Here is a 24,601-nt window from a genome sequence, read left to right as displayed (position 1 = left end):
ACCGCGGTAGGCACGTTCGAGCAGCGAGCCGGTCGACGGGTCCACCGCGGGGACGGACGGCACAGATTCCACGATGTCCCTCCTCAGATATCGCGAGGGTACACCGCGCGTACCCCTCCCAAGGTCCGCCGAACTCTTGTGATCGGCGCCACAGCGTGCTAAATGTTACAGAGATACAGCCATTGTTTCATTGACCCATGCAGCTCGTGGGTCGCTCAGTCGGGGCGCTGTCGGATGGGAGCGGAGAACATGGAAGACCTCAGCAGGCGGAAGGTGTTGCAGGCGACCGGGACTCTGGGTGCGGTCGGGGCACTCACGATGGCCGGTCAGGCGAGCGCGTGGACATGGTCGCCGGCCAATTCGGTGCCCGGCTACGGCACCGGCGCCGACCCCCACAAGGTCTGGGACCCCGACGCCGATCGGGTCATCTCGGCATTGCTCGACCGCGGCGAGGTGCCTCGTGTCAACAAGATCCTCCGCGGCTGGCGCCAGAACGGCCAGCCGCTCCCGGCCGGCCTGCCCGCCGAACTCCGCGAGTTCATGGAGCACGCGCGGCAACTGCCCGCGTGGACCGATCGCGGAAAGCTCGCGGACGCGGTGCGCTTCAACCAGAAACGCGGCACCTACCTGGGCCTGCTGTACGGCTTCGCCAGCGGCATGATGAGCACCGTCATCCCCAAGGAGGCGCGCGCGGTCTACTACTCCAAGGGCGGCGCCGACATGAAGGACCGCATCACCAAGACCGCGAAACTCGGATACGACATCGGATCGCTCAACGCCTACCAGCCTGGCGGCGAGATGATCGTGACCTGCGTGAAGACCCGCATGGCGCACGCTGCCGTACGCCACCTGCTGCCACAGTCCCCATGGTGGAAACACGCTGCATCCGAAGAGATCCCGATCAGCCAGGCCGACATCATGAACACCTGGCACAGCCTGCCCACCACCGTGATGCGCCACTTCCGCCAGTGGAACGTGCCGATCGCCGCAGACGAGTCGGTCGGCTTCCTGCACTCATGGCAGGTCAGCGCGGCCATGCTCGGCGTCAAGGACGAGTACATCCCCAAGTCGTGGGACGCTGCGGACGCACAGGCCAAGCAGACCCTCGACCCGATCCTCGCACCCACACCCGAGGGCAAGAAGCTCGCCAACATCCTCCTGGGCCTGGGATACAACCTCGACCTGAGCCTGCTCAGTCGCGGCGTCCTCGGCGCGCTGACCCGGTTCACCCTCGGCGACAAGATCGCCGGCTGGCTCGACATCCCCCGTGAGCCGGTGTGGACCCCGCTGTTCGAGACGGCCTGGACACCGTATGTCGCCGTCCGGGAAGGATTGCTGAACGTCGGGATGCCCAAGGAGGCGTACTGGATGTTCGACGAGTTCCTGCGTCAGTTCGTCCTGCTGTACATGTCCGAGCTCCGGATGCCGATCACCATCGACATCCCGGTGATCAACAACCCGCACTACCGCTGACCGCGGCCCGCGACGGACCGCCCGCACACGCGCTCCCCTCGCGCTCTTCCGCCCCGAGCCGTCGCGCCATCCCCCCGACAGGGGAGGGCGTGGGACGACTCGGGGCGGAAGCGCGTTGCGACCCGATCGATCGCACGCTCAGCGGATCACGAGATCAGTCGCAGGTGACCTTGATCTCGAACTTCTTGGTGACCATCCCGGCGGTCGGGTTGCTGAGGTTGGCGCCCTGCGCCTCGCCGGTGATGGTGTAGGTCTTGCCGTCGACCGCCACCTCGGCGGAACCTGCCTTCATGCCCATCGCGTTGTTCACCGCGAGTGCGTTGCCGTCGACGACGATGCCCAGACTCTCGACCTTCGGGGCGGCCTCGTCGGTCATGATCACGCCGACACCCTGCTTGCCGTCGACCTGACCACTGCCCACGGTGATCTTGCCCCCGGTCCTCGCGCAGGTCACCGTGTCGGTGTCGAGACCGGCCAGATCCTGGCCGTCGACCTTGACCTCGGCCGAGGCATTGGTCGAACCGCTGTCGCCGCTGTCACTCGAACACGCCGTCAGGACGGTGGCACAGGCCAACACCCCCACCACTCCGGCCAACAGTCGCTTCATCGTCGTGCCTTTCTTCCGCGCAAGACCCGGACGGACCTCGTCACGGGGACAAGTAAAGATCAACTTCGCTGCGCACGGGCACTTTTCGAGGGTTTGGACGGCCAAACTCGTTCGCACGGCTCAGTACCCACGGCATCGAAGCTGGATCACATCGAGATCGCCTGACGCGGTGAACTTTTCGATGACGACTCCAGGGACGAGAAGCTGCCTCGCGGGACACAGATCCCGTTCGCATGCGCGGAGCTGGATTCACGGAACCCCCGATAGACTTCTCGACACCGCGAGCGGGACCCCAGCCACTCGACGATCGACAGGACCCACCGATGACCATCACCGCATTGATCTTCGCCGGCATCGCGGCAGCCATCCACGTGTACATCTTCGTCCTGGAGGCATTCCTGTGGACCACACCGCGTGGTCGGGCGACATTCGGCACCACCGAGCAGCAGGCCGCCGATTCTGCACAACTCGCGTTCAATCAGGGCTTCTACAACCTCTTCCTCAGCGCGGTCACCCTCGTCGGCATCGCCCTGACCGCGACCGATCTCGACTCCGCCGGCACCGCGCTGATCTTCGCGGGGTGCGGCTCGATGGTCGCCGCGGGCGTGGTCCTACTAGGTTCGGATCGCAGCAAGGCGCGTCCTGCGCTCGTCCAGTTGGTGCCACCGCTGATCGCGGTCGTCGCGCTCGTCATCGCCACCACCGCCTCCTGACCACCGTCCGATCGCTCTCTGTCACAGGGACCCAACGGGCGTTGTGTCGAATAGTTATACGCTGCAGCATCTTTGATTCTCAAACCATTTACAACGATATCGTGACCTCGTCGCGAATCGGACATTTCGGACCCATCGAGCCGCGGGCTCCGTAGCCTCGGAAGATGAGCACTTATGTGACGACCAATCCGACCACCGGAACGACGGAGCGGGAGTTCACCTCGCTGGGCGACGACGAGATCCAACAGATCGCCGACCGCTCGGCAGCGGCGTTCGAGACATGGCGCGAACTCCCGGCCGGCGAGCGGGCGGCAGCCCTGGCTCGTACGGCCGAGCTGTACGAGAAGCGCTCCGACGAACTCGCCCAGACCATCACGACCGAGATGGGGAAGCCGATCAAGCAGTCGGCCGGCGAGGTGCAGTTGGCCGCCGACATCTACCGCTGGTACGCCGAGCACGGACCGGATCTCCTCGAGACCGAGACCCTCGACCCGCAGGGCGCGTCCGAGTCGATCGTCCAGACACGCCCGGTCGGCCCGCTGGTCGGCGTCATGCCGTGGAACTACCCGTACTACCAGGTGGCCAGGTTCGTTGCGCCCAATCTGCTCGCCGGGAACACGATCATCCTCAAGCACGCCTCCATCTGTGCCGCATCGTCGGCCCTCATGGCCGAGATCCTGCACGAGGCCTCCGTCCCGCAGGACGCCTACATCAACGCCTACGCGAGCAGCGATCAGGTGGCCGACCTCATCGCTCACCCATCCATCCGCGGGGTGTCGCTCACCGGTAGCGAGGCGGCCGGCGCCGCGGTGGCCGAGACCGCGGCGAAGAACCTCAAGAAGTCGGTCCTCGAGTTGGGCGGGTCCGACCCCTTCGTGCTGCTCGACAGCGCCGACCTCGCACGGACCGTCCGTATCGCTGCTCGCGCTCGGCTGTCGAACGTCGGGCAGGCGTGCAACTCGCCGAAGCGATTCATCGTCCTCGACGGTCTCTACGACGACTTCGTCACAGGACTGGTGGAACAGTTCGAGAATGCCAGTGTCGGCGACCCGACGGACCCCGACATCCAGGTCGGTCCGCTGTCGTCGGTCGATGCGCGCGACACCGTCGCCGAACAGGTCCGGACCGCAGTGGACCAGGGCGCCACGTTGCACACCGGTGGTCAGGCACTCGACGGCGACGGCGCTTTCCTGCAACCGGCCGTGCTGACCGGCATCACGCCCGACATGGACGCCTACCGCGAGGAGATCTTCGGTCCGGTGGCAATGGTGTACCGGGCGTCGTCGGTCGACGAGGCCGTCCGCATCGCCAACGACGTCGACTTCGGCCTGAGTGGCTCGGTGTGGAGCACCGACACCGCCAAGGCTGCGGAGGTGGCCGATCGGCTGGAGGTCGGGATGGCCTACGTCAACGAGCACGGCACCACGCTGCCGGGACTCCCCTTCGGCGGGGTGAAGCGATCAGGTTACGGTCGTGAGCTAGGCCGCTGGGGCATGGGCGAGTTCGTGAACGTGAAACTGCGCCGCACCTCCTCCCGCTGATCGGGTCTGGCCGAACCGGCCGCCCGCCGCACGCGACGTGGGTACGCTCCGACTCCGACCGGTCGCCAACGACGTCGTCGGACGGAGCAACCCATGGGATTCACCACCCCGACCCTGCCCAGCCTGGACATGGCCGAATGGAGCACCGGCACCCGCGCCGAGCGGATTCGGCCGATGGCCAGGCATTGGGCGGAGGTCGGGTTCGGCACACCGGTGATCCTGCATCTCTTCTACGTAGTCAAGATCGCGCTGTACGTCGCCGTCGGCGCGCTGATCATCTCCACCACCTCTGGCCTGGGCGGTATCACCGCGATCGGCTCATGGTGGGACGAGCCCATCGTCTTCCAGAAGGCGGTGATCTTCACGCTGCTGTTCGAGGTGATCGGACTCGGTTGTGGCTTCGGCCCGCTCAACAATCGATACGTCCCGCCCATGGGATCAGCGTTGTACTGGCTGCGCCCCGGCACCATCCGACTCCCTCCGTGGCCACGGCTCGTCCCGCTGACTCGCGGTGACCGTCGCGGACTCGTCGATGTCGCGCTGTACGCCGCACTGATCCTGATCGGCGTCGTCGCCCTGTTCACCGACGGTCGTGACGGCGACACATCGAGTACTGCGGTCGGGCTCCTGCCGCTCTGGCTGCCGGTGACGCTCGCGGTGCTCCTCGCCGTGACCGGCCTCCGCGACAAGACGATCTTCCTGGCTGCCCGCGGCGAGGTCTACGGCGCGTTACTGCTGACCACGCTGCTGACCGGCGCGGACATGCTCGTCGCCGCCAAACTCGTCTTCGTGGTCATCTGGATGGGTGCCGCGACATCGAAACTGAACAAGCACTTCCCGTTCGTCGTCTCGACGATGATGTCCAACAGCCCGCTCATCCGCCCTCGAGCGCTCAAACGAAAGTTCTTCGAGCACTTCCCCGATGACCTCCGGCCGGGTCGGCCCGCCCGGGTGGTCGCCCACATCTCCACCGCGATCGAGATGCTCGTCCCGGTGGCCCTCTTCGTCAGCCACGGGGGCTGGCCGACCGCCGTCGCCGCAACCGTGATGGTGATATTCCATCTCGGCATCCTCACCGCCATCCCGATGGGCGTACCGCTGGAGTGGAACGTCTTCATGATCTTCGGCGTGCTGTTCCTGTTCGTCGCGCACGCCGACGTCGGGTTCTCCGACACCGCGAACCCCGCGCTGGTCGTGGCGATCCCCCTCATCAGTACGGTGATCGTCGTGCTGGGCAACCTGTTGCCGGGGAAGGTCTCGTTCCTGCCGGGTATGCGCTACTACGCGGGCAACTGGGACACCACCCTGTGGTGCATCACGCCCAGCGGATCGGCGAAGATCGACGCAGGCATCGTCTCGATCTCGAGTATGCCTGCCGCACAGCTGGAACGGGTGTACGGCAAGGACCGGCTCCACATCCCGCTCTACCTCGGCTACGCCTTCCGCGCGATGAACACCCACGGACGCGCGCTGTTCACCCTGGCCCATCGTGCGATGGCCGGTCGGGACGAAGCCGATTACGTGCTCACCGACGGGGAGCGGATCTGCGCCATGACACTCGGCTGGAACTTCGGCGACGGTCACCTCCACGGCGAGCAACTGATCGATGCACTCCGATCGCGCTGCGACCTCGAGCCGGGCGAGGTCCGTGTGGTGTTGCTCGAGGCGCAACCCATCCACCGTGGCAGTCAACGCTATCGGCTGGTCGACGCGGCCACCGGCGAGTTCGAGCGCGGCGAATTGCGCGTCGCGGACATGGTCACACGGCAGCCGTGGGACGACCAGGTCCCTGTCGATGTCGCCGAGTCACGAATCCCCTGACCGGACTCGGACAACCGCTGTCGACGCACGCACGACGGCAGCGTCTCGTCTGCGTCAGGACGGCCAGGCGGCGCCGGGTGGCAGCTGGAAACGGAAGGGACCCAGCGGAGTCACGCACTCCACGGTCGTCGGGGGTGGCGGGTAGATCAGGATCATCGGCAGCGACCGGCACCACCACATGGGAGTGTCCGACGCGGCCGGGCTCGCCGGTGCGGCGTCGGCGGTGGCCGTGGCGGAACCGACAGCCCACAGCCCGATGCCTGCCGCGATGACCGTCGTCGTCCGAGCCATCCGCTGCGCGCGCGTCGGCCGGCACGGACCGGTCACGTCAGTCGTCATCGGACTCCGCCTCGGCATACGAGTCCGCAAATGAGACCCGGGGCGTCGTCGCCGCGTGGTAGATCGCGAGCGCCCCGAAGGCGAGTGCGCCGACGGCGAATGCGATGGCGAGGATTATCGCGGCGATGTGTGCGGTGGACTGCACGAGTCCGTCGCCGCCGGTCACGAGTGCTCCCGCGGTCGCGAGCACCGCGCCCAGGAGAGCCCATGCGGCGCTGCGCAGCCGCGGGCCGATCACCGATGCATAGAACAGCCGCTGGAAGACCGACAGCTCGAACTCGTCGATCGCGGCGAGTCGGACGGCGTCGTCGCCCGCCAACTCGCGGAGCGAGCGTGCGAGGTCGGTGTCCCGATGCAGGACCGCGGTCTCCCGCGATCGATACCGCACGTAGGCGATGACCGCGACGGTTGCCGCTGCCAGGCCGAGTCCGAACACCAGGTTCCAGTTCTGCACGACTTCACGCTACAACGTGTTCTAGTTTTCGCGCCTCTCCGGTCCCCGGCGGCTCACACGCGGTGGCCGAGCCAGATGCCGATCGCGCAGGCGGTCAGCGAAAGCACCAGGGACACTCCGACGTAGCCGAAGGCGGTCAACGATCGGCCGGTGCGGAGCAAGGTCACCGTCTCGACACTCGCCGTGCTCATCGTGGTGTATCCGCCACAGAAGCCCACGGCGAGAACGGCGTGCCAGTCCAGGTGCGGTCCCGTGCCGATCGCCGATGCCGCGAACCCGACGAGTAGTGAACCGGTCACGTTGATGACCGCCGTCTGCCACGGGACGATGCCGGGTCGGCGAACCTTGATCAGACCGTCGACAAGGAGTCGCGCGACGGCGCCGAGCCCTCCCGCCACGGCCACGAGTAGCGCAGTCACGACGGACTCCCGCGGCGACGAGCACCCCATACGACTCCGAGTCGGTGACCGGCTGCGGCCGCGGCCACACAGGCCACGATGGTCAGCGCCGCGTAGACGATCGCGATCGCGAGGTCGCCGGAGTCGATCCGGGCGACGACCTCGCCGGCAAAGGCGCTGTACGTGGTGAGGCCGCCGCAGAAGCCGACGCCGGCGAGTAGTCGGATTCGCTGTCGCACGCCGGTGTCGGGGCCGGCGGCGGCGAGTCCGGCCATCAGCGCACCGAGGATCAATGATCCGACGATGTTGACCGCCCAGGTCGCCCACGGCCAACCGGGCACCCGCGTGGCCGCCCACTCCTCTGCACCGAAGCGGGCCAGCGTGCCGAACGCCCCGCCGGCGAACACGAGCAGCAGCGAGAGCGGCTGCAGATGTACCGGCGGGGCGTCCGGGTCACGCATGTCGGATGCTGCCACGCCGCCGATGCTACGACGGACGAACCGAGATCATCGGCGTTCGTCGTCCGGCAGGGCGAACGTGTCGGCGCACCCGCGGAAGGGTCAGGCGACCTGCGCCTGCCACATCCAGTGCAGTTGTTCGAGCTTCGACGCGATCCCGATGAGCAGATCCTGAGTGACCGGATCTGCCTTCTCGGTCGCCTCGATGCGGGTTCGCAGGCCGGCGATGACGGCCTTCAGGTTGGCGACCACGGCGGTGACGACATCGGCGTCGCTGGTCCAGCCGTCGCCGAAGCCGGTGGTACCGGCGGTCTTGGCCACGGTCTCGGCCCGGCCGTCCGGGCTGACGCCGATGGCCGTGGCCCGCTCGGCGGCCGCATCGGTGAACTCACGGGCGGCGGTGACCAGCTCGTCGAGTTCGAGATGGACGGATCGGAACTGTCGTCCGACCACGTTCCAGTGCGCCTGCTTCGCGATCAGCGACAGGTCGATGAGGTCGACGACGGTTTCCTGGAGAGCAGTTCCGGTGATCGCCTTCTGCTCGTCGTCGAGAGTGCTGGTGATGGGGGTTGAGATCGTCATACCCGCCACCTCCTTTCAGTTGTGGTTTCTCTGTGTCCACCGACCCGGGCGCCATGGGTGGGCGCCCGGTCCGGCGGTGACGTCAGACCCGTGCGATGACGGTCTGCGCGATGTTGCCGCGGGTGGCCTTGGAGTACGGACAGAAGGCGTGTGCGCCCTCCGCCAGTTTCTGCGCTTCGGCCTCGTCGACGCCGGGGATGTAGACCTCGATGTCGGCGGTCAGACCGAATCCGCCGTCCTCACTGTCTTTTCCGATTCCCACGGTGACCGTGACGGTCGACTTCTCGGGGACCGGCGAACCCGACTGCTTGGACGTGGCCCGGAGGGCGCCCAGGAAGCAGGCGGCGTACCCCGCGGAGAACAACTCCTCGGGGTTGCTGCCCTCGCCGCTGCCGCCGAGCTCCTTCGGCGGCTGCAGCTCGAGGTCGATGCGGCCGCTCTCGGAGACGACTTCTCCGTCACGTCCGCCGCCGGCTGCGGTGGACTTCACGTGGTACGAGGCATCTACGGTCATGCGCTTCTCCTTCGTCGGATGTTCGATCGGTACGTCTTCGGTGGTACGCCTGTCCTGTCTACCCCGACAACCTGTCCAACGGGTGTCCGACGGCGAGGATTCCCGCGTCCGCCGTGGCGTCGACCACGACGGCAAGGCTCACCTACAGTCACTAGTGCTGTCGGAGAACACTTCTCAGCTGTCGGAGCCCTGTCGGACGCCCTCCTCGACCTTCTTGCCGAGATCCTCGTCGACGTTGCGCCAGTACTCGAAGACGCGGGACAACACGGGCTCGCGGACCCCGTCGAGGACATGGCCGACGATGTTGTCCACCAGGCGCTCCCGCTCACCGTCGTCGAGGACCTCGCGGACGAGCGTGCCCGCCTGCGTGAAGTCCCCGTCCTCGGCGTGCTGGATGTATCCCGCCCGCACCGCGGATCCGTCGAAAGACCAGAGACCCTCGTCGCCCGCGGCGGCCGGGTCGGCGTGCGGTCCGTCGTAGGAGTTCGGCGCGTAGACCGGGACATCAGGGGCGTTGAACCGGTAGGCCATCGCCCCTTCCTTCGAGTAACTGTGCACCGTCGCGGCCTTGGCCGAGTTCACCGGCAGCTGAGCGTAGTTGGCGCCGATCCGGTAGCGATGGGCGTCCGCATAGCTGAAGACCCGGCCGAGCAGCATCTTGTCCGGCGAGAACCCGATACCGGGCACGACGTTGGACGGCTCGAAGGACGACAACTCGATCTCGGAGAAGAAGTTCTCCGGGTTGCGGTTCAGTGTCCAGGTGCCCACCTCGATGAGCGGATAGTCCTGCTGTGACCAGACCTTGGTGAGGTCGAACGGGTTGAAGCGGTAGTTCTCCGCATCGGCCACCGGCATGATCTGCACCTTGAGGGTCCAGCTCGGGAACTCGCCGCGCTCGATCGACTCGTAGAGGTCCTTGCGATGGTGGTCGGGATCGCTGCCGGCGAGTTCGTCGGCCTGATCCTGGGTGAGGAACTCGATGCCCTGATCGGTCTTGAAGTGATACTTGACCCAGAACCGCTCTCCGTCGGCGTTGACCCACTGGTAGGTGTGCGAACCGAATCCGTCCATGTGACGCCACGTCTTCGGGATGCCGCGATCACCCAGCAGCCAGGTCACCTGATGCGCCGACTCGGGGCGCAGGGTCCAGAAGTCCCACTGCATGTTGTGGTCGCGCAGACCCGAGCCGGGCAGACGCTTCTGCGAGCGGATGAAGTCGGGGAACTTGATCGGATCCTTGATGAAGAAGATCGGGGTGTTGTTCCCCACGAGGTCGTAGTTGCCGTCCTCGGTGTAGAACTTCACCGCGAAACCCCTAGGGTCGCGCCAGGTGTCGGGACTGCCCTGCTCGCCTGCCACCGTCGAGAACCGCACCAACGACTCGGTCCGCGCGCCGGGCTGGAAGAGCTTGGCCTTGGTGTACCGCGAGACGTCGCCGGTGACGACGAGTTCGCCGAATGCGCCGCCGCCCTTGGCATGCACGATTCGCTCGGGGACGCGCTCCCGATTGAACTGCGCGAGCTTCTCGATCAGATAGTGGTCGTGCAGCAGGATGGGGCCCTGCGTGCCCGCGGTCAGCGATTCGTCGTCGCTGGCTACGGGGATCCCGACATTGGTGGTCGTGCGCGGCGTCATCTGCGATGTCCTCCCATTGATGCCGACCGCCCGGGCTGCGGACGGTCGGCGTGAACTATTCTGAAACTGACTGCTGTGCACGACATGTCGCGCACAGTCCCCAGAAGGTGACCTCGGCCTCCTCGACGGTGAACTCGTGCTCGTCATCAGGCGCGAGGCACGGCGCGGCCCCGACGACGCAGTCGACGTCGGCGATCACGCCACATCCCCGGCACACCAGGTGATGATGGTTGTCACCGGTGCGCGTCTCGTATCGGACGGGCGAGCCGGCCGGTTCGATCCGCCGCAGGAGTCCGCGCTCGGTGCACGCGCGCAGTACGTCGTAGACGGTCTGCGTCGACACCCCGCCCAGCTGTTCCCGGACCCCGGTGGCCACGAATTCGGCCGTCGAGTGTGGGTGCGCGGTGAGGATCTCCAGCACCGCGAGCCGGGGAGCCGTCACACGCAGGCCGGCAGCGCGCAGCTGCTGGACGGGGGTGAGTGGCTCGGTCATGACACCACCGTAGCGCGTTTTCTGGAACTATTCCAGGTTTTGGATGAGATCCAGAAAGATGAGGTGAGGCTTGGTTGGGGACGATGTCGGGTCGGGGTCGGGTCGGGTTGTCGGAGAACTGACACGTGAGCGGACCGCGCCGTGCACATTCCAGGGCCGACCCCGCTCAGGCGTCAGTTGTCCGACCGAGGCGCTCCGACAGGGCCGCCGAACGGCGGGCAGGCAGAGTCGGGTCAGAAGTACGCGTTCTGCGGGAGGGGTGCACCGTTGACCACATGGTCGCCGATGGCGATGGCCTTGTACGACGTCGGATTGTGCAGGGTGAGGGTGCGGATGTTGCGCCAGTGCCGGTCCAGGTTGCGCGACCTGCTGGCCGCGGATGCGCCGCCAAGGTCGAACAGCGAACTCGCAGCGCGCAGACCCACCTCGTCGACGTGGACCTTGACCCGGGCCGCAGCGAGCGACGCCCGGCGGAAGAGCTCAGGATCGGTCGCGCCGACTCGCGCCCCCGCGAAGGCGATCTCGATCCGACCGGCGGCATCGAGAACGGCTGCACGCGCCACATGAGCAGTGGAGTCCAACTCGCCGACGGTCCGCAGCAGCACCGGATCGTGGCGAGGCTCGTCCGACGGCGCATGGTCGAACGACCGACCGCGGCCGCGCAGCAGTTCAGCGGCGTCGTCGACCACCGACAGCAGGATGCCGGTGATGACCGCCTGCAGGAACAGTTGCAAGAGTGGGCCGTCGCTCGGTGACGCCGTCGCACGGTCGGTACCGAGGTCGACGTACTCGAAGACGTCGTCGGCGGTGACCAGCACGTCGGTGAACGTGGTGGAGCCGGTACCGGTCCGATGCTGACCGATCCCGTCCCAGTCGTCGACGACCGTGACACCCGGACGATCGACAGGGACCACCAGCCGGGCCAACCGGTCCTGGCGCGCGCCTCCGATCGAGGCCGACACCGAGACCCAATCGGCGAAAGCTGTTCCGGTGCTGTAGAACTTGTCGCCCGAGAGCAGCCACCCACCGTCGATCGGCCGCAGTTGCGTGGCGAACCGCCGCGCACCCGCGGCGCCCGCCCGTTCACTGTTCGCGTTCCCGACGATCCGACCGGCCTGTATCTCGGCGACCCATCGGTCCCGCTCGGCGCCGACGGGAAGGCGACGGACCTGTTCGGCGAACCAGAAGTGCGCCCGCAGGATGTGAGCGACGATCGGGTCCGCGCGCGCCAGATCGATGACGAAGTCGATGAGTTCGACGACCGACGCACCCGATCCACGTGTCCCGTCGCCGATGGTGAACGCGGTGAGTCCGGCATCGGCGAGCCGCCGGATCTCCGCGTGCGGATCGACGCTGTTGCGCTCCCGCTCCGCCGCCCCGGCGGCGATCGCTGCCAGGACATCGTCGCGACCGGAGATCACCGCGGTCATGCGGGCACGTCCGCGAAAGCGCCCCGATAGCGGGCCGCGGGGTGCGAATCGGGGAGCCGGTCTCGTCCGGTCAGCTTGCCGCGCACCGTACCGTCAACGTAATCCTCCTGTGCCAGTCCACGTTCCCGGAGGACCGGCAACACATACTCGGCGAACTCGACGTAGCTGCCCGGGATGGTCGCGTTGATGACGTTGATCCCGTCGACCCCGGCGGCACGCCACTCGGTCAGTCGATCAGCGATCTGTTCCGGTGTCCCGACCACACGTCCATGTCGACTGCGCAGCAGCGCGAGGTCGCGGACCGTCGGCTCGCGATCGGGTACCGCCTCGCGCAGCCACAGCAGCGTGCTCTGGGTTCCCTGCGTGTCGATGTCCCCGATCGGGGTGTCGAGGTCGTGATGGCCGAGATCGAAGCCGAGCCCGCCGGCTGCGTGGGCGATGATCGTGCTCGGATCGATGAACTCGTCCAGTTCCACCGACTTGCGCTGTGCCTCTTCCTCCGTCGATCCGATGACGAAGGACAACCCCTGGAAGAACTTGAGGTCGCGGGCATCACGCCCGGACTCGACCACCAGACGGCGGGTGTCGTCGATGAGGGTCTGGGCGGCCGCCGGAGTGGGAGAGACGATGAATTGCGCCTCGGCATTGCGCGCGGCGAAGCGACGGCCTGCAGGCGACGAGCCGGCCTGGAACAGCACCGGAGTGCGTTGGGGGGACGGCGCGACGAGGTGCGGTCCCTCGACGCGGTAGCGCTCGCCGTGATGGTTGATCTTGTGGATGCGATCGAAGTCGGCATGCAGCCCGGACTCCTTGTCCTGCAGCAGCGCTCCCTCATCCCAGGAGCCCTCCCAGAGCTTGTAGACGACGTCTGCGTACTCCTGCGCCCACTCGTACCGATCGTCGTGCCGGGTGATGTCGTCGTATCCGAAGTTGCGCCAGGCGTTCTTGGACAGACTGGTCACGATGTTCCAGGCGATCCGGCCGCCGCTCGCATGGTCGAGGGTCGAGATCTTGCGGGCGAAGTCGAACGGATGCTCCTGCAGGATCGAACTGGTGATCGCGAGCCCTAGGTTCTCGGTGTGCGAGGCGAGTGCCGATGCGAGGACCAGCGGATCGTTGCTGGGGATCTGCAACCCGCTGTCGACGAACTTCTTCCAGTCGCCCTGGTAGTCGTCGTAGAGACCCACGACATCGGCGAAGAACACGAAGTCGAACTTGGCTGCCTCCAGTGTCTTCACGAGGTCGATCCAGTGTTGCAGCGAGTTGAAGTCGGTCTGCCGGGCGTCGGGGATCCGCCAGGCGCCGTGCAGGATGTGGGACGTCGTGTTCATCACGAAGGCCGAGAATCGCAATGGGGTTGGCATGGAGAAGTCCTCTCAGATCGACGGATGAGCGCGCCGGTCCCCGCGCCGAGGCCGCCGACCGCGAACCCTCGCGACGCTACGACGGACGCCGATCGGTTGCGTCCTTGGAATCAAGATGAGTCGAAGCGATGCCCTCTCGAGGCGAGCGCCCTAGCGTTCACGCCGATCCCGACCACCCTGTCCGTGGTCTTCGCCTGCCCTCGGCGTGGACGACGGCCATCGAGGAGTATTCGTGACCATCAGAGTCCGACGTGCGCGTCACCGGTTCGCGCTGATCGCTGTACCGGTCGTCATCGGCGCGCTCGTCGCGGGGTGCGGGGCACGCCCCGAGACCGGCGACGGCCGGTCGACCGGTGTCGCACCGACACCCGGCACCTACGTTGCCGGCGGGACCATCGAGTACGGCCACGAACAGGAACCGCCCTGCGCCCACGGCGGATGGGTCCAGAATGCCTATCTCGCACGGCAATACCTCGACAACCTGGTGTCCCTCGACGATGAGGGCAAGGCGGTCCCGTGGCTCGCACGGTCGTGGGAGATCTCTCCCGATCGCCGGACCTACACCTTCCACCTCAAACCCGGCGTGAAGTTCACCGACGGCACCGACCTCGACGCCGAGGCCGTGAAGAAGAACTTCGACGCCTACCTGACGTCGGCATCCCCGAACGGCACGGCTGTCGCCTACATCGGGCAGTACTACTCGCACGGTGAGGTGATCGACGCCAACACCTATGCGCTTCACCTGAAGTCGCCGTACACGCCGCTGCTCACGGTGTTGACCCAGGGCTACTTCGGAATCCAGTCGCCGACCGCATTGGCGCGCGGGCCGAAGGCGAACTGCTCGGCGCCGGTCGGCTCGGGCCCGTTCATCCTGCAGCGCTGGGATCGCAACCGCAGCATCACCTTCGTCCGCAATCCGAACTATTCGTCGCCACCGGCCAATGCGAAGAACCGGGGGCCCGCGTATGTCGACAAGGTCGTGTGGAAGTTCCTCAAGGATCCGGTACTCCGATACGGCTCCCTCACCAGCGGATCGTCCGATGTGATCTACAACGTGCCGGCCATCAACTGGGCATCGGCGACGCGCGAGTATCAGACCCGCCAGTACGTGACACCGGGTCGACCCAATGCGATCACCCTCAATGCGGCGCATGCGCCGTTCGACGACGTGCGGGTACGACAGGCCTTCGCGACGGCGGCAGACCGCAAACGCGCTGTCGAGACGGCATACCTGGGCGTGGTGCCTTACAACGGGAACGGTGCGCTGAGCCAGAGCACACCCGACTACGACTCCGGCGCAGGCGATTACCCGTACGACCCGAAGCGTGCGGCCGCTCTGCTGGACGCGGCGGGATGGACCGGTCGTGATACCGATGGCATCCGCACCAGGGATGGCCGCCGGCTGACTGCCCGCGTGGTCTATGCCGCCGACGCCATCATCGGCCCCGAGGGGGCGGCGATCCTGCAGAACGTCGCGTACCAGGCGCGCCAGGTCGGTTTCGACATTCGGCTGACCCCGGCGACGCAGAGCGAATACTTCGGCGGCAACTACGCGAAGGCCGACACCTACGACGCCTACGTCGGGTACTGGACGAGTCCGATCCCCGGCCTGCTGTACATCAATTGGCGGCAACGCCTGGACGACAACCCCAATCCCCACAACACCGCGTACTACAACGACCCGACGCTGCAGTCGACCATCGAGCAGGCCAACGCGTCGGAGAACCCCGACGAACAGCGCGCGCTCTACGGCCGGGCTCAGCGGCTGATCGGCGACAAGGCGTTGTCGGTCGGTCTGTACACCCAGACCACGTCGATCGCCAGTCGGCCCGATCTCCACGACGTGTGGATCGAGAAGTCGCAGGGCGAGCCGGTCTTCTCGGATGCGAGGTTCGTGCGATGACCATCACCGACAACTCGAGAACGTCGGCGCGCCGGCCGGATCCGGTCGCCGACCGTCGCGCGGCACGCCGTCGGCGGTCGGCACTGCGGTGGCTCGGCAAACTGGGCTCTGCCGTGTTCGTCCTCTGGGCGGCCGCAACCGTCACCTTCCTGCTGCAGGTGTTCGCGCCCGGTGACCGGGCCACCCTGCTGCTGAACCTCTCGTCCGGCGAGAGCCGCGAGCGGACTCCTGACGAGATCGCCCCGGTCAATGACCAATACGGCTTCACCGACTCGATCTGGACGCAGTACCTGCACTATCTGCAGGGCCTGCTCCGTGGCGATCTCGGCACGTCCTATCAGTTGCAACAGCCGGTGACCGAGGTGATCGCCACCCAGATCGGCCCGACGCTCGTCCTCACGGTGACCGCGCTCGTCGTCGCCTGGCTGCTGGTGCTGGTCACCACGACCCTGACCGCCGGGCGTTCCGGTCCCGCCGGCGCGATCGGCTCACTGCTGGAGACGGTCAGCGCCGGCCTCCCCCAGTACTGGATCGGCTCCATCCTGCTGGTGGTCTTCGCCATCAATCTGGCCTGGTTCCCGGTCGAGAGTGGGAGCAGTGCACTGGGACTGGTACTCCCGGTACTCACGCTGGCCATCCCTCTCGCCGGCTTCCTCGGTCAGATCGCACGCGACGAGTTCGCCCGAGCGTTGGACCAGCCGTTCGTGCTGACGGCGCGCAGCCGCGGCCTCGGCGATCTGTCTGTCCGCGCCCGGCATGTGCTGCGTCACTCCATCATCCCCGCGGTGACGGTGTCCGGCTGGGCGATGGGCGCCTTGCTGTCCGGAGCAGTGATCGCAGAGACGTTGTTCGCCCGGGCCGGGATCGGCCAGACCCTGGTGTCGGCCGCGAGTTCACGGGACGTCCCGCTGGTGAGCGGGATCGTCATCGTCGTCGCCCTCATCTACACCGTCGCCAACCTGCTCGTCGACTTCCTGTACACCGTCATCGACCCGCGGATCGAGGTCCCATGACCATCGTCGACACCAGCACTCTCCGGGCCGCCGAACACATCCGGCGCTTCCGATCGTGGCTGTTCCCACCCACGCTGATCGCCGCGCTCGTGTTCGTGGCACTGCTGCTCAGTGCGGTGGTGGTCCCGAACTGGCTGGCGCCGTACGACCCCTTCACCATCGACCTCGACAACACGCTGGCGCCACCGAGCTGGGCGCATCCGTTCGGCACCGATCTCTCGGGCCGGGACCTGCTGAGCCGGGTCATCGCCGGGACCCGACAGTCGCTGACCATCGGACTCGGTGCTGTTGCGCTCGCGCTCGTCCTCGCGGTACTCCTCGGCATCGGCGCAGGGCTCTCCGGACGTATCAGCAGCGCACTCGCGAATCGGTGGATCGAGGTGATGTTCGCTTTCCCGATGGTCCTGCTCGGCCTCCTGCTCACCTCGGTGTTCGGCCCCGGCCAGTACACGCTCATCGTCGCTATCGGCATCGGCATCGCCCCGGGATACGCCCGCATCGTCCGCGGCCAGGTCCTGGCCGTCCGCAACTCCGCATACATCGAGGCCGCGACCGCGCTGGGACACTCGCGCGGTCGAATCCTGCTGCAGCACATCGCACCCAACGCGCTACGGCCGATGATCGTGACCGCGACGCTGGGAATCGGTCAGGCCATCATCTGGGCATCGGGGCTGGCGTTCCTCGGACTGGGTGTGGCACCCCCCGCTCCCGAGTGGGGCGCGCTGCTCGATGCCGGCCGCACGTACATCACCGTCGCGTGGTGGCTGGTCATCTTCCCCGGACTCGTCATCGTGCTGGCCGCCTTGGCGTTCACCACCCTGGGTCGCCATGTCGGCGCCCGACTGGAAGGACAGCAATCGTGACCGACACGGTGGAGCGCACCCGAACCCGACTGGCCGAGGTCCGCGATCTCCGGATCTCCTTCGATGACCACGAGGTGGTGAAGGGGGTGTCCTTCGGCATCGACGCCGGCGAATGCCTTGCCATCGTGGGCGAGTCCGGCTCCGGAAAGTCGGTGACGGCCCGCACTCTGATCGGGCTGACCGGCGACCGGGCCCACATCGAGGCTGATACCGTCACCTTCGACGGTCGGTCACTCCTGGGGCTCGACGATCGACAATGGCGTCGGATCCGCGGGCGAGACATCGGATTCGTTCTGCAGGACGCGCTGGTGTCGCTCGACCAGCTGCGCACAGTCGGCGGCGAGATCGGCGAGGCCATCTCCACACACTCCGCGACGAGAAGCGGGAACGGGTTCTGGTCACGGGCGGGACTGGTGCAGCGGGCCGTTCGCGAGGAGCGCGTCGTCGAACTGCTCGACCTGGTGGGCGTTCCCGAGTCCCGGGTGCGCGCCCGGCAGCGACCGCACGAACTGTCGGGCGGTTTGCGACAACGCGCGCTGATCGCGTCGGCCATCGCGAACGATCCGAAGCTGGTCATCGCCGACGAACCGACCACCGCGCTGGACGCCACCGTGCAGGCACAGATCCTCGACGTCCTCCGGGAGGCGAAGGAGCGTGGCAACGCGGTCATCCTGATCTCGCACGACCTCGCGGTGGTCGCGCGTCTCGCCGACCGCGTCGCAGTGATGCGCGACGGTGAGATCGTCGAGTCCGGCACCACGGCACAGGTCCTGTCGCGGCCCGAACACGACTACACACGCAGGCTGCTCGACTCCGTGCCGTCGCGCGCATCCAAGGGCACCTTGCTGACCAGTGGTGCGCAGGTCAGCGGAACACCGGACGACCGTTCCGACCGCCCGCTCGCGATCCGCGCCCGCGACCTGGTCAAGTCGTATACCGGCCCCGACGGTTCGGAACGACCGGCGGTCCGCGGTGTCGGGTTCGATCTCGAGGCGGGCAAGACACTCGGGATCGTCGGCGAGTCGGGGTCGGGTAAGACCACGACGGCGCGCATGGTGCTCGGTCTGACGACACCGGACAGCGGTTCCATCGAGCTCAACGGCCACGCCTGGAGCACCCTCTCCGACGCGCAGCGGCGACGCTCACGGGACCAGATCTCGGTGATCTACCAGGACCCGCTCAGCTCGTTCGACCCGCGCTGGAACGTGCAGCGGATCTTGCGGGACAGCCTGCGGCCCAGCGGTGTCCGCGGCGTCGAGGCCGATCGTCGGGTGTCGGAGCTGCTCGATCAGGTCGGGCTGTCCGACGCATATCGGCTGCGTCATCCGCTGCAACTGTCGGGCGGACAGCGCCAGCGGGTCGCGATCGCCCGCGCACTCGCGCCGGAGCCGTCGGTCATCGTGTGCGACGAGCCGGTGTCGGCTCTCGATGTGTCCATCCAAGCCCGCGTGCTCGATCTGCTCGCCACGCTGCAGGCGGAGACCGGCGTCGCGCTGCTGTTCATCTCGCACGACCTCGGCGTAATCCACCACGTCAGCGACGACATCCTGGTGATGAAGGACGGGGAGACCGTGGAGCACGGACCGGCCGACTCGGTGTTCGGCAACCCGACCCACCCCTATACGGCCGAACTCCTCGCCGCCGTGCCCACCATCGAGGCGAACCTGGTCGGCGCCTGATCGCTCCCGAAGAGGTCAGAGGTCGATGTAGCGGCGTCGGCCGATCCGCTGCTGAGCCGACCGCATGAGGGCCAGCACACGCCGGCGAACCGGTCGGCGACGGACGAACACGACGTCGTGGGACGTCACGGGTGTCGGACGACCGGCACCTCGATGGGTGCGTTCGATCTCCTCGAGCGCGGCATGGAACGCCGCCGGGTCGCCGCCGCGATCGGGGTGCAGAGTGCGCGCGACCCGGCGTCGGGCGTCGCGATACTCCCGATCGGCGTCGGCCCCTCGGGCGTCGTCAGCCACGGAACATCCGGGTGGGCCGCATCCGCGTCGACGACGGAAGCCACTGGTTGACCGGGCGACGCAGCGTGCACAGTGCGGACAGGACCAGAAGGCCGAACTGAATCCAAGCGATCACCACCATCGCCGACCAGACGTCGGGGTAGCGGAACAGCAGGTCGACCCCGACCGGGATGCACAGAAGATTGATCAGGACGACGGTCAGGAACAGGTTGCGACAGTTACGACTGTGATGCGTCGCGGTCGCTGTGAGCAGCGGATACTGGATCGCCAGCAGCACCACGATCATCACCAGCATGAACGGCGGGAAGAACCCGGCGAGTGAGTCGACCTGGCCGGCCTGACTCGCGTTGGCGGGGTCCTCGACGACGCCTTCGGCGAGGCGGGTCCGCAGATCGTCGGTGATCATGCCGAGTTGCAGGAATCCGTAGATGACCGACACGAGTCCGGCGACGGCCGCGCCCCACCAGGCGACGCGAGCATGGACGACCAGCGGCGCCGGCGGGATACCTGGGTCGTCCTCCCGACGCGGGTAGAGCTGCGCGCGGTCGCGATCGGCGGACGTCGTGTTGGCGAGTTCGGCCAGGTCTTCGGCGTCGAGTTCGGCCTGCGTGGGGACGCGATCGTTCCGGTCGACGTCCTCCGCGTCGAACTCGTCCTCGCGCCACGACTCGGTCATGTGCCCGATTGTCCCACCCCGGCCAGTCGGACGGGATCCGGTCGGTTCGCGAGGGTCCTCGGACCGGGCACGATCTTGAGCATCCGACCCACCGTGGCCTGCCACATCGTGCCGTCGGCGGAGATGGTGCCCGTCAGTTCGAGCGGCTCGTCGACCGGCGCATCGCCGACCTTCAGCGTCTCGACCCGGCGTCCTGTCGCGAAGTCGGTGGCGACGTAGTCGATCGGTCCGAGTTGTTGCGGGCGTCCGGGCACCAGCGGCCCGTAGCCGATCGCGTGGATGAGACCGTCGGCACGCGAGAGCTTGGGGAGGGTGGCGATCCGGTCGCCGTTCTCCCACACGCGGTGGCATCCACCGTCTCGGACGTCGATGCGGGTGGCGCCGCCGACGAACGGGGCGTCGGCGGGAACGGATCGGCCGTCGACGGCCATCGGCGGGTACTGATAGCCGTACGTGCTCGGGATGACCAGCGAGTTCCCCCACGCCATCGGCGAGTTCTCCGTGCCCGGACCCGACCGATCGAATGCTCGCATCCGACACACCGTCGATCCGGTGTCGCTCTGTAACACAATCAGATTGGGCGGCTCGGCGTTGTCGACGATGGCCACCCAGCCATCGCCTCCCGGACCGAAGTAGGTCGGCGTGGTGCCCGAACCCCAGGTCAGCTGTCCCGGTTTGCGCGCGGGCCCCCGGTCGTAGGGGCGGCGCCACACCACCCGCGGGGCCTGCCCGGCGTCGGCGCGCATCTCGTAGAGCGCATGGGTGGTGATGATCGACGCCCCAGAGCGTCGGACGGACAGCCCGTTGCCGAGGTCCTCACCCGCCGGCAACCGCGTCGAGGTGACCCGGCGATCCGGTCCGATGGTTCCGACGACCCCATGCGTTGTCGCGAACCACACCCGCCCGTCGAAGTCGGGCGCGAGACCGGTGATCGCATCGCCGGCCGGGATGTGCGACCGCACGTCGACCCGGTCGTCGACGTAGACCTGCCACCCGCGCGCGGTCCGGCGGTGCGCGACGCGCAGCACCGACCCCGAACCGTCGGCGACCACGACCCGATCCTGGTCGTCGAGGTAGCCGTAGACCCCGCCGAGCAATCCACCCTTGGTCAGCTGGGTCGATGCCAGGGGCTGAGCGGTGCGCGGTTCGAAGAGGGTGACCGTCGGTGCGGCGAACGACGGCGGCGAGGTCGCCAGGAACTGGGTGCACAGTGAGACCGGCATGCCGTCGCGACCGACGAACGTCGCCGCACAGGCACCGCCCGGCACGGAGGAGGCCGCGAGTCGGGCACCGACGCCCGGGCCGCGGTTTCCGGTGGAGTCCGTCGATGCGAGGTCACCGTGCATCAGCGAGGTGTCGGCGGGTCCCAGACCGATTGTCGGCGAATCAGGTTGCGCCCTAGCTGGACTCGCCATCAGCGCCGTGCAGGCCGTCGCCGTCACGATCGTCACCGCCATCGCCCTGGCGATCGCCGTACCCCTGCGCACTCGCATCGACCTACTCTCCCCGCACCGCCCGACCTACCCAACCCGCCGACCAACAGTCTCGTCGTCGGCTCGGACAGCCAAGCACAGACCGGGGGTCGGGACAACAGGGTCGGGGGCCTCTGGGTCGGTGCGGGCTGGGCCGGGATCTGGTCGAAAACTGCCGTCCAGCGGGGAGTTGTGTGCAATATCCACGCGACGCGACGTTGGGTGGCAGATTTTGGTCAGGGCCGGGGGCTGGTGCGCGGGGGTGGGGGCGAGAGCGCGCGGGGGCCGCGCCGGGGTGGGCCCACCGCCTGGCCCGGTCACAATCTGCCGCCCTGCAGGCAGCCGCGCGCAATATCCACACGACAACCCGCTCGACAGCAGATTCTGACCACCCCGCCCGACCCCAGCCCCCCCCGAAACCCTCAAACACAGATCAGGGTCATCCCCCATGGACGCGATCAGACCGACCGAGTAACTTTTTGGCCGTGCGGTCAGAAAATAATCCAGACGGACAGTCCGACGAAAGCCCCGCAGATGGAGCGCCTGTCGAGACACACCCGACAGCAGCCTCGGGGTCACCCGCCGAGCATCCCGACGTCCGACGCCGGTCCTTCATCGAGGACGCCCGCCGGCGCCAGATCATCGCGTCGGCGGTCGAGGTGATCGCCGACGACGGATACAGCAAGGCCAGTCTCGCGCGCATCGCACGGCACGCGGGCATCTCCAAAGGCGTCATCTCATACCACTTCGACGGCAAGGAGGAGTTGATGACGCAGGTCGTCATCCAACTCTTCGTCTCCGGCGGGGAGTTCATGGGTCCCCGCATCGCGGCAGAGACCACGCCGCGCGCTCAACTGCACGCCTACCTCGAGTCGAACCTCGAGTACATCGACGCCAACCGGCGCTACATCGCGACGATGACCGACATCGTGGTGAACCTCCGCGACGCCGACGGCAGGTTGCGGTTCGAGGGCGGAGAGGACGAAGAAGCCATCATCGGCCCGCTCGTCGACATCCTCGAGCGGGGCCAGCAGGCAGGCGAACTCGGCGAGTTCGATGCTCGCGTGATGGCACTGCAGATCCGGGACGCCATCGACGGCGTGGCCGGCCGGGTCGCACGTAACGGCGACTTCGACATCGCCCCTTATGCGGCACAACTCATCACGAACTTCGAACGGGCGACCGGCGCCGTCTGAGCCGACCACGCCACCTTCCGGCACACCGACCACCTCACGATCACAACACGCACACCACAGCCACCGAGAGGCGTCATGTCCACCACCGACGTACAGGACCACATTGTGCGACCGGACCCACCTGAACCGAAGGGCGTACCGCCGATCGCCTGGTCGGTACTCGCCCCGATCCTGCTCTTCGCCACGGCCGGAACAGTGTTCGCCGCCAGCAGGTATCACCTCTTCGGCGACGAGCTGTACTTCATCGCCGCCGGCGCGCACCCCTCGGTGAGCTACGCCGACCAGGGGCCGATCCTGCCGCTCCTCGCCGCATTCACCGACGCCCTGCCCGGTGACTCGCTCATCGTGTTCCGACTGCCCTCCATCATCCTGACCGTTATCGCCGTGGGCGTGACCGGCCTGATCGCCCGCGAGATGGGCGGCGGACGCACCGCGCAGGCACTCGCAGCGCTGGCGTACGGAACCAGCACTCTGCTCCTACTGCAGGCGAATCTGTTGGCCACCAACGCCATCGACGCACCGCTCTGGGTGATCATCACCTGGGGGATCGTGCGCTGGGTGCGCACCCGGCAGGATCGGCTGTTGCTCGTGGCGGCGCTGGTCACCGCGCTCGATCTCCAGGCCAAGTGGCTGGTGCCGGTCCTGTGGATCGGCGTCGTCGTCGGAGTGGCCGCCGTCGGCCCGCGCGATCTGCTGCGCCGACCACTGCTCTGGGTGGGCGGACTCATCGTCGTGATCAGCGCGATCCCCAGCATCGTCTGGCAGGCGACACACGATTGGCCGCAACTCCAGCTCAGCCAACAGGTCGCCGTCGAGCAAGCCTACATCGGTGGCCGACTCCTGTTCTTGCCGTTGCTGATCGTGTTCGCCGGGGCGCTCGGTGTCCCGCTGCTGGTCGCCGGTCTCTGGCGGCTGTTCCGCAACTCCGACGCCCGCCCGTACCGCTTCCTCGGTATCGCTTTCCTGGTCGTCGTCGTGATCTTCTTGGCGGTCAATGGCCGACCGTACTATCCGGCCGGGATGCTTGCCGTGGTGATGGCGGCCGGCGCCGTCGGAGTCGCCGACATCGCCGCGCGCCGACGCTCCATCGGCATGGGCGCCGGTGTGGTGGCGGCGACCTCGCTCGTGGTCGTCGTTGTCGCGATGCCATGGAAGCCGGCCGATCAGATCACCCAGGCCGCGAGCGTCGAGGACGCCGCCGCGATGATCTCGGTCTACGGACAATTCGGCTGGCCGGAACTCACCCGCGACGTCCGGGGCGTAGTCGGCTCGGAGAGCGCAGATCCCACCCATCCGACGCCGACGGCGATCGTCTCCGATTCATACTGGCAGGCAGGCGCATTGGAGTACTACGGTTCCGATCTACCGCCGGTCTACAGCCCGTCTCGGGGATTCGGATACCTCGGCACCCCACCCGACTCCGCGACCTCGGTGCTGTGGGTGGACGCCAGCGACAACGGCCGACCGAAAGCGTGTGCCGCCGCCGAACCGATCCGCACCATCACGGGGCGACTCGCGTTCCCCGGCGCCGCAACCGATGTCACCATCTGGCGCTGCTCGGTGGCCACACCGTGGTCGCAGCAATGGACCGACCTGCAGCACATCTGATCGCCACGCGACCACTCGCCCGGTCTGCGCGGGGTGATCACCCCTGTCCGACCGAGTGAACAAGTCCGCCCCGGA

Annotated in this window: 24 protein-coding genes; 10 read left to right on the top strand and 14 right to left on the bottom strand. The window is 67.3% G+C overall.

Annotated features, from left to right (window positions below; genetic code table 11):
* Nucleotides 1-249 precede the first annotated feature (249 nt).
* The gene (locus GS4_RS04745) at nt 250-1,473 is read left to right on the top strand and encodes an oxygenase MpaB family protein (protein WP_040509478.1); all 1,224 of its coding nucleotides are present in this window, start codon (nt 250-252) and stop codon (nt 1,471-1,473) included.
* Nucleotides 1,474-1,627: 154 nt separating this feature from the next.
* Here GS4_RS04745 and GS4_RS04740 read toward each other — a convergent pair whose 3' ends face one another.
* Nucleotides 1,628-2,080 (bottom strand): lipoprotein LpqH, encoded by a 453-nt coding sequence (locus tag GS4_RS04740; RefSeq protein WP_007618040.1) that lies wholly within the window; start codon nt 2,078-2,080, stop codon nt 1,628-1,630.
* Between the two features lie 323 nt (nt 2,081-2,403).
* Here GS4_RS04740 and GS4_RS04735 point away from each other — a divergent pair, with 323 nt between their 5' ends.
* The 3 genes from GS4_RS04735 to GS4_RS04725 all read left to right on the top strand — a co-directional run bounded on the left by GS4_RS04735 (nt 2,404) and on the right by GS4_RS04725 (nt 6,155).
* Nucleotides 2,404-2,793, top strand: coding sequence for a DUF1304 domain-containing protein (locus tag GS4_RS04735; protein ID WP_007618037.1), 390 nt, complete (start codon nt 2,404-2,406; stop codon nt 2,791-2,793).
* Between the two features lie 164 nt (nt 2,794-2,957).
* Entirely contained in the window at nt 2,958-4,334 is a 1,377-nt protein-coding gene (locus GS4_RS04730) for an NAD-dependent succinate-semialdehyde dehydrogenase (RefSeq protein ID WP_040509476.1), read from the top strand.
* A 93-nt stretch (nt 4,335-4,427) separates the two neighbouring features.
* A complete protein-coding gene (locus tag GS4_RS04725) occupies nt 4,428-6,155 on the top strand; it encodes a DUF3556 domain-containing protein (protein WP_007618034.1) in 1,728 nt (575 codons plus the stop codon).
* 54 nt (nt 6,156-6,209) lie between these two features.
* Here GS4_RS04725 and GS4_RS04720 read toward each other — a convergent pair whose 3' ends face one another.
* The 10 genes from GS4_RS04720 to GS4_RS04675 form a co-directional block, all read right to left on the bottom strand.
* Entirely contained in the window at nt 6,210-6,494 is a 285-nt protein-coding gene (locus GS4_RS04720) for a hypothetical protein (protein ID WP_007618031.1), read from the bottom strand.
* Nucleotides 6,484-6,948, bottom strand: a complete 465-nt coding sequence (locus GS4_RS04715) for a hypothetical protein (RefSeq protein WP_007618029.1) — start codon at nt 6,946-6,948, stop codon at nt 6,484-6,486. Before GS4_RS04715 ends, GS4_RS04720 begins: the two co-directional genes overlap by 11 nt.
* A 53-nt stretch (nt 6,949-7,001) precedes the next feature.
* Complete coding sequence (locus tag GS4_RS04710; RefSeq protein WP_040509577.1) at nt 7,002-7,367, bottom strand: fluoride efflux transporter FluC; 366 nt, start codon at nt 7,365-7,367, stop codon at nt 7,002-7,004.
* Entirely contained in the window at nt 7,364-7,822 is a 459-nt protein-coding gene (locus tag GS4_RS04705) for a fluoride efflux transporter FluC (RefSeq protein WP_007618026.1), read from the bottom strand. Before GS4_RS04705 ends, GS4_RS04710 begins: the two co-directional genes overlap by 4 nt.
* Nucleotides 7,823-7,906: 84 nt before the next feature.
* Nucleotides 7,907-8,386, bottom strand: a complete 480-nt coding sequence (locus GS4_RS04700) for a Dps family protein (RefSeq protein WP_007618024.1) — start codon at nt 8,384-8,386, stop codon at nt 7,907-7,909.
* An 82-nt stretch (nt 8,387-8,468) separates the two neighbouring features.
* On the bottom strand, nt 8,469-8,900 hold the full coding sequence (locus GS4_RS04695) for an organic hydroperoxide resistance protein (RefSeq protein WP_007618022.1): 432 nt from the start codon (nt 8,898-8,900) through the stop codon (nt 8,469-8,471).
* 174 nt (nt 8,901-9,074) lie between these two features.
* The gene (locus GS4_RS04690; RefSeq protein WP_007618020.1) at nt 9,075-10,535 is read right to left on the bottom strand and encodes a catalase; all 1,461 of its coding nucleotides are present in this window, start codon (nt 10,533-10,535) and stop codon (nt 9,075-9,077) included.
* A gap of 55 nt (nt 10,536-10,590) precedes the next feature.
* A complete protein-coding gene (locus GS4_RS04685; RefSeq protein ID WP_007618019.1) occupies nt 10,591-11,028 on the bottom strand; it encodes a Fur family transcriptional regulator in 438 nt (145 codons plus the stop codon).
* Between the two features lie 233 nt (nt 11,029-11,261).
* Nucleotides 11,262-12,458 carry an acyl-CoA dehydrogenase family protein gene (locus tag GS4_RS04680; protein WP_007618017.1) on the bottom strand — a complete coding sequence of 399 codons (1,197 nt, stop codon included), beginning with the start codon at nt 12,456-12,458 and terminating at the stop codon, nt 11,262-11,264.
* Entirely contained in the window at nt 12,455-13,822 is a 1,368-nt protein-coding gene (locus GS4_RS04675) for an LLM class flavin-dependent oxidoreductase (protein WP_007618015.1), read from the bottom strand. Before GS4_RS04675 ends, GS4_RS04680 begins: the two co-directional genes overlap by 4 nt.
* A gap of 232 nt (nt 13,823-14,054) precedes the next feature.
* Between GS4_RS04675 and GS4_RS04670 the strand changes: the two genes are divergently transcribed.
* The 4 genes from GS4_RS04670 to GS4_RS04655 are packed head-to-tail and all read left to right on the top strand — an operon-like array spanning nt 14,055 to nt 19,280.
* Nucleotides 14,055-15,725, top strand: a complete 1,671-nt coding sequence (locus GS4_RS04670) for an ABC transporter substrate-binding protein (protein WP_007618013.1) — start codon at nt 14,055-14,057, stop codon at nt 15,723-15,725.
* Nucleotides 15,722-16,738 carry an ABC transporter permease gene (locus GS4_RS04665; RefSeq protein WP_007618011.1) on the top strand — a complete coding sequence of 339 codons (1,017 nt, stop codon included), beginning with the start codon at nt 15,722-15,724 and terminating at the stop codon, nt 16,736-16,738. Before GS4_RS04670 ends, GS4_RS04665 begins: the two co-directional genes overlap by 4 nt.
* Complete coding sequence (locus GS4_RS25940) at nt 16,735-17,601, top strand: ABC transporter permease (protein ID WP_007618002.1); 867 nt, start codon at nt 16,735-16,737, stop codon at nt 17,599-17,601. Before GS4_RS04665 ends, GS4_RS25940 begins: the two co-directional genes overlap by 4 nt.
* Nucleotides 17,598-19,280, top strand: a complete 1,683-nt coding sequence (locus GS4_RS04655; protein WP_007618000.1) for a dipeptide ABC transporter ATP-binding protein — start codon at nt 17,598-17,600, stop codon at nt 19,278-19,280. The genes GS4_RS25940 and GS4_RS04655 overlap by 4 nt, the downstream gene beginning before the upstream one ends.
* 15 nt (nt 19,281-19,295) lie before the next feature.
* On the opposite strand, the gene GS4_RS04650 is transcribed toward GS4_RS04655, so the two are convergent.
* Genes GS4_RS04650 through GS4_RS04640 form a run of 3 tightly spaced genes read right to left on the bottom strand, consistent with a single transcriptional unit; the run spans nt 19,296 to nt 21,665 of the window.
* On the bottom strand, nt 19,296-19,574 hold the full coding sequence (locus tag GS4_RS04650; RefSeq protein WP_007617997.1) for a hypothetical protein: 279 nt from the start codon (nt 19,572-19,574) through the stop codon (nt 19,296-19,298).
* Nucleotides 19,567-20,250 carry a hypothetical protein gene (locus GS4_RS04645; protein WP_007617995.1) on the bottom strand — a complete coding sequence of 228 codons (684 nt, stop codon included), beginning with the start codon at nt 20,248-20,250 and terminating at the stop codon, nt 19,567-19,569. The genes GS4_RS04650 and GS4_RS04645 overlap by 8 nt, the downstream gene beginning before the upstream one ends.
* On the bottom strand, nt 20,247-21,665 hold the full coding sequence (locus GS4_RS04640; RefSeq protein ID WP_245555569.1) for a hypothetical protein: 1,419 nt from the start codon (nt 21,663-21,665) through the stop codon (nt 20,247-20,249). The genes GS4_RS04645 and GS4_RS04640 overlap by 4 nt, the downstream gene beginning before the upstream one ends.
* 542 nt (nt 21,666-22,207) lie before the next feature.
* Between GS4_RS04640 and GS4_RS04630 the strand changes: the two genes are divergently transcribed.
* Together GS4_RS04630 and GS4_RS04625 are read left to right on the top strand one after the other, a co-directional pair.
* The gene (locus GS4_RS04630; RefSeq protein WP_157226491.1) at nt 22,208-22,918 is read left to right on the top strand and encodes a TetR/AcrR family transcriptional regulator; all 711 of its coding nucleotides are present in this window, start codon (nt 22,208-22,210) and stop codon (nt 22,916-22,918) included.
* A 75-nt stretch (nt 22,919-22,993) separates the two neighbouring features.
* Nucleotides 22,994-24,526 carry an ArnT family glycosyltransferase gene (locus GS4_RS04625; protein ID WP_157226490.1) on the top strand — a complete coding sequence of 511 codons (1,533 nt, stop codon included), beginning with the start codon at nt 22,994-22,996 and terminating at the stop codon, nt 24,524-24,526.
* Nucleotides 24,527-24,601: the final 75 nt, after the last annotated feature.

Source organism: Gordonia soli NBRC 108243 (assembly GCF_000334455.1).
In the GTDB taxonomy this organism is placed as follows: Bacteria; Actinomycetota; Actinomycetes; order Mycobacteriales; family Mycobacteriaceae; genus Gordonia; species Gordonia soli.
The sequence above is the reverse complement of the archived record's forward strand: the minus strand, read 5'-3'. Positions and strand labels throughout refer to the sequence as shown.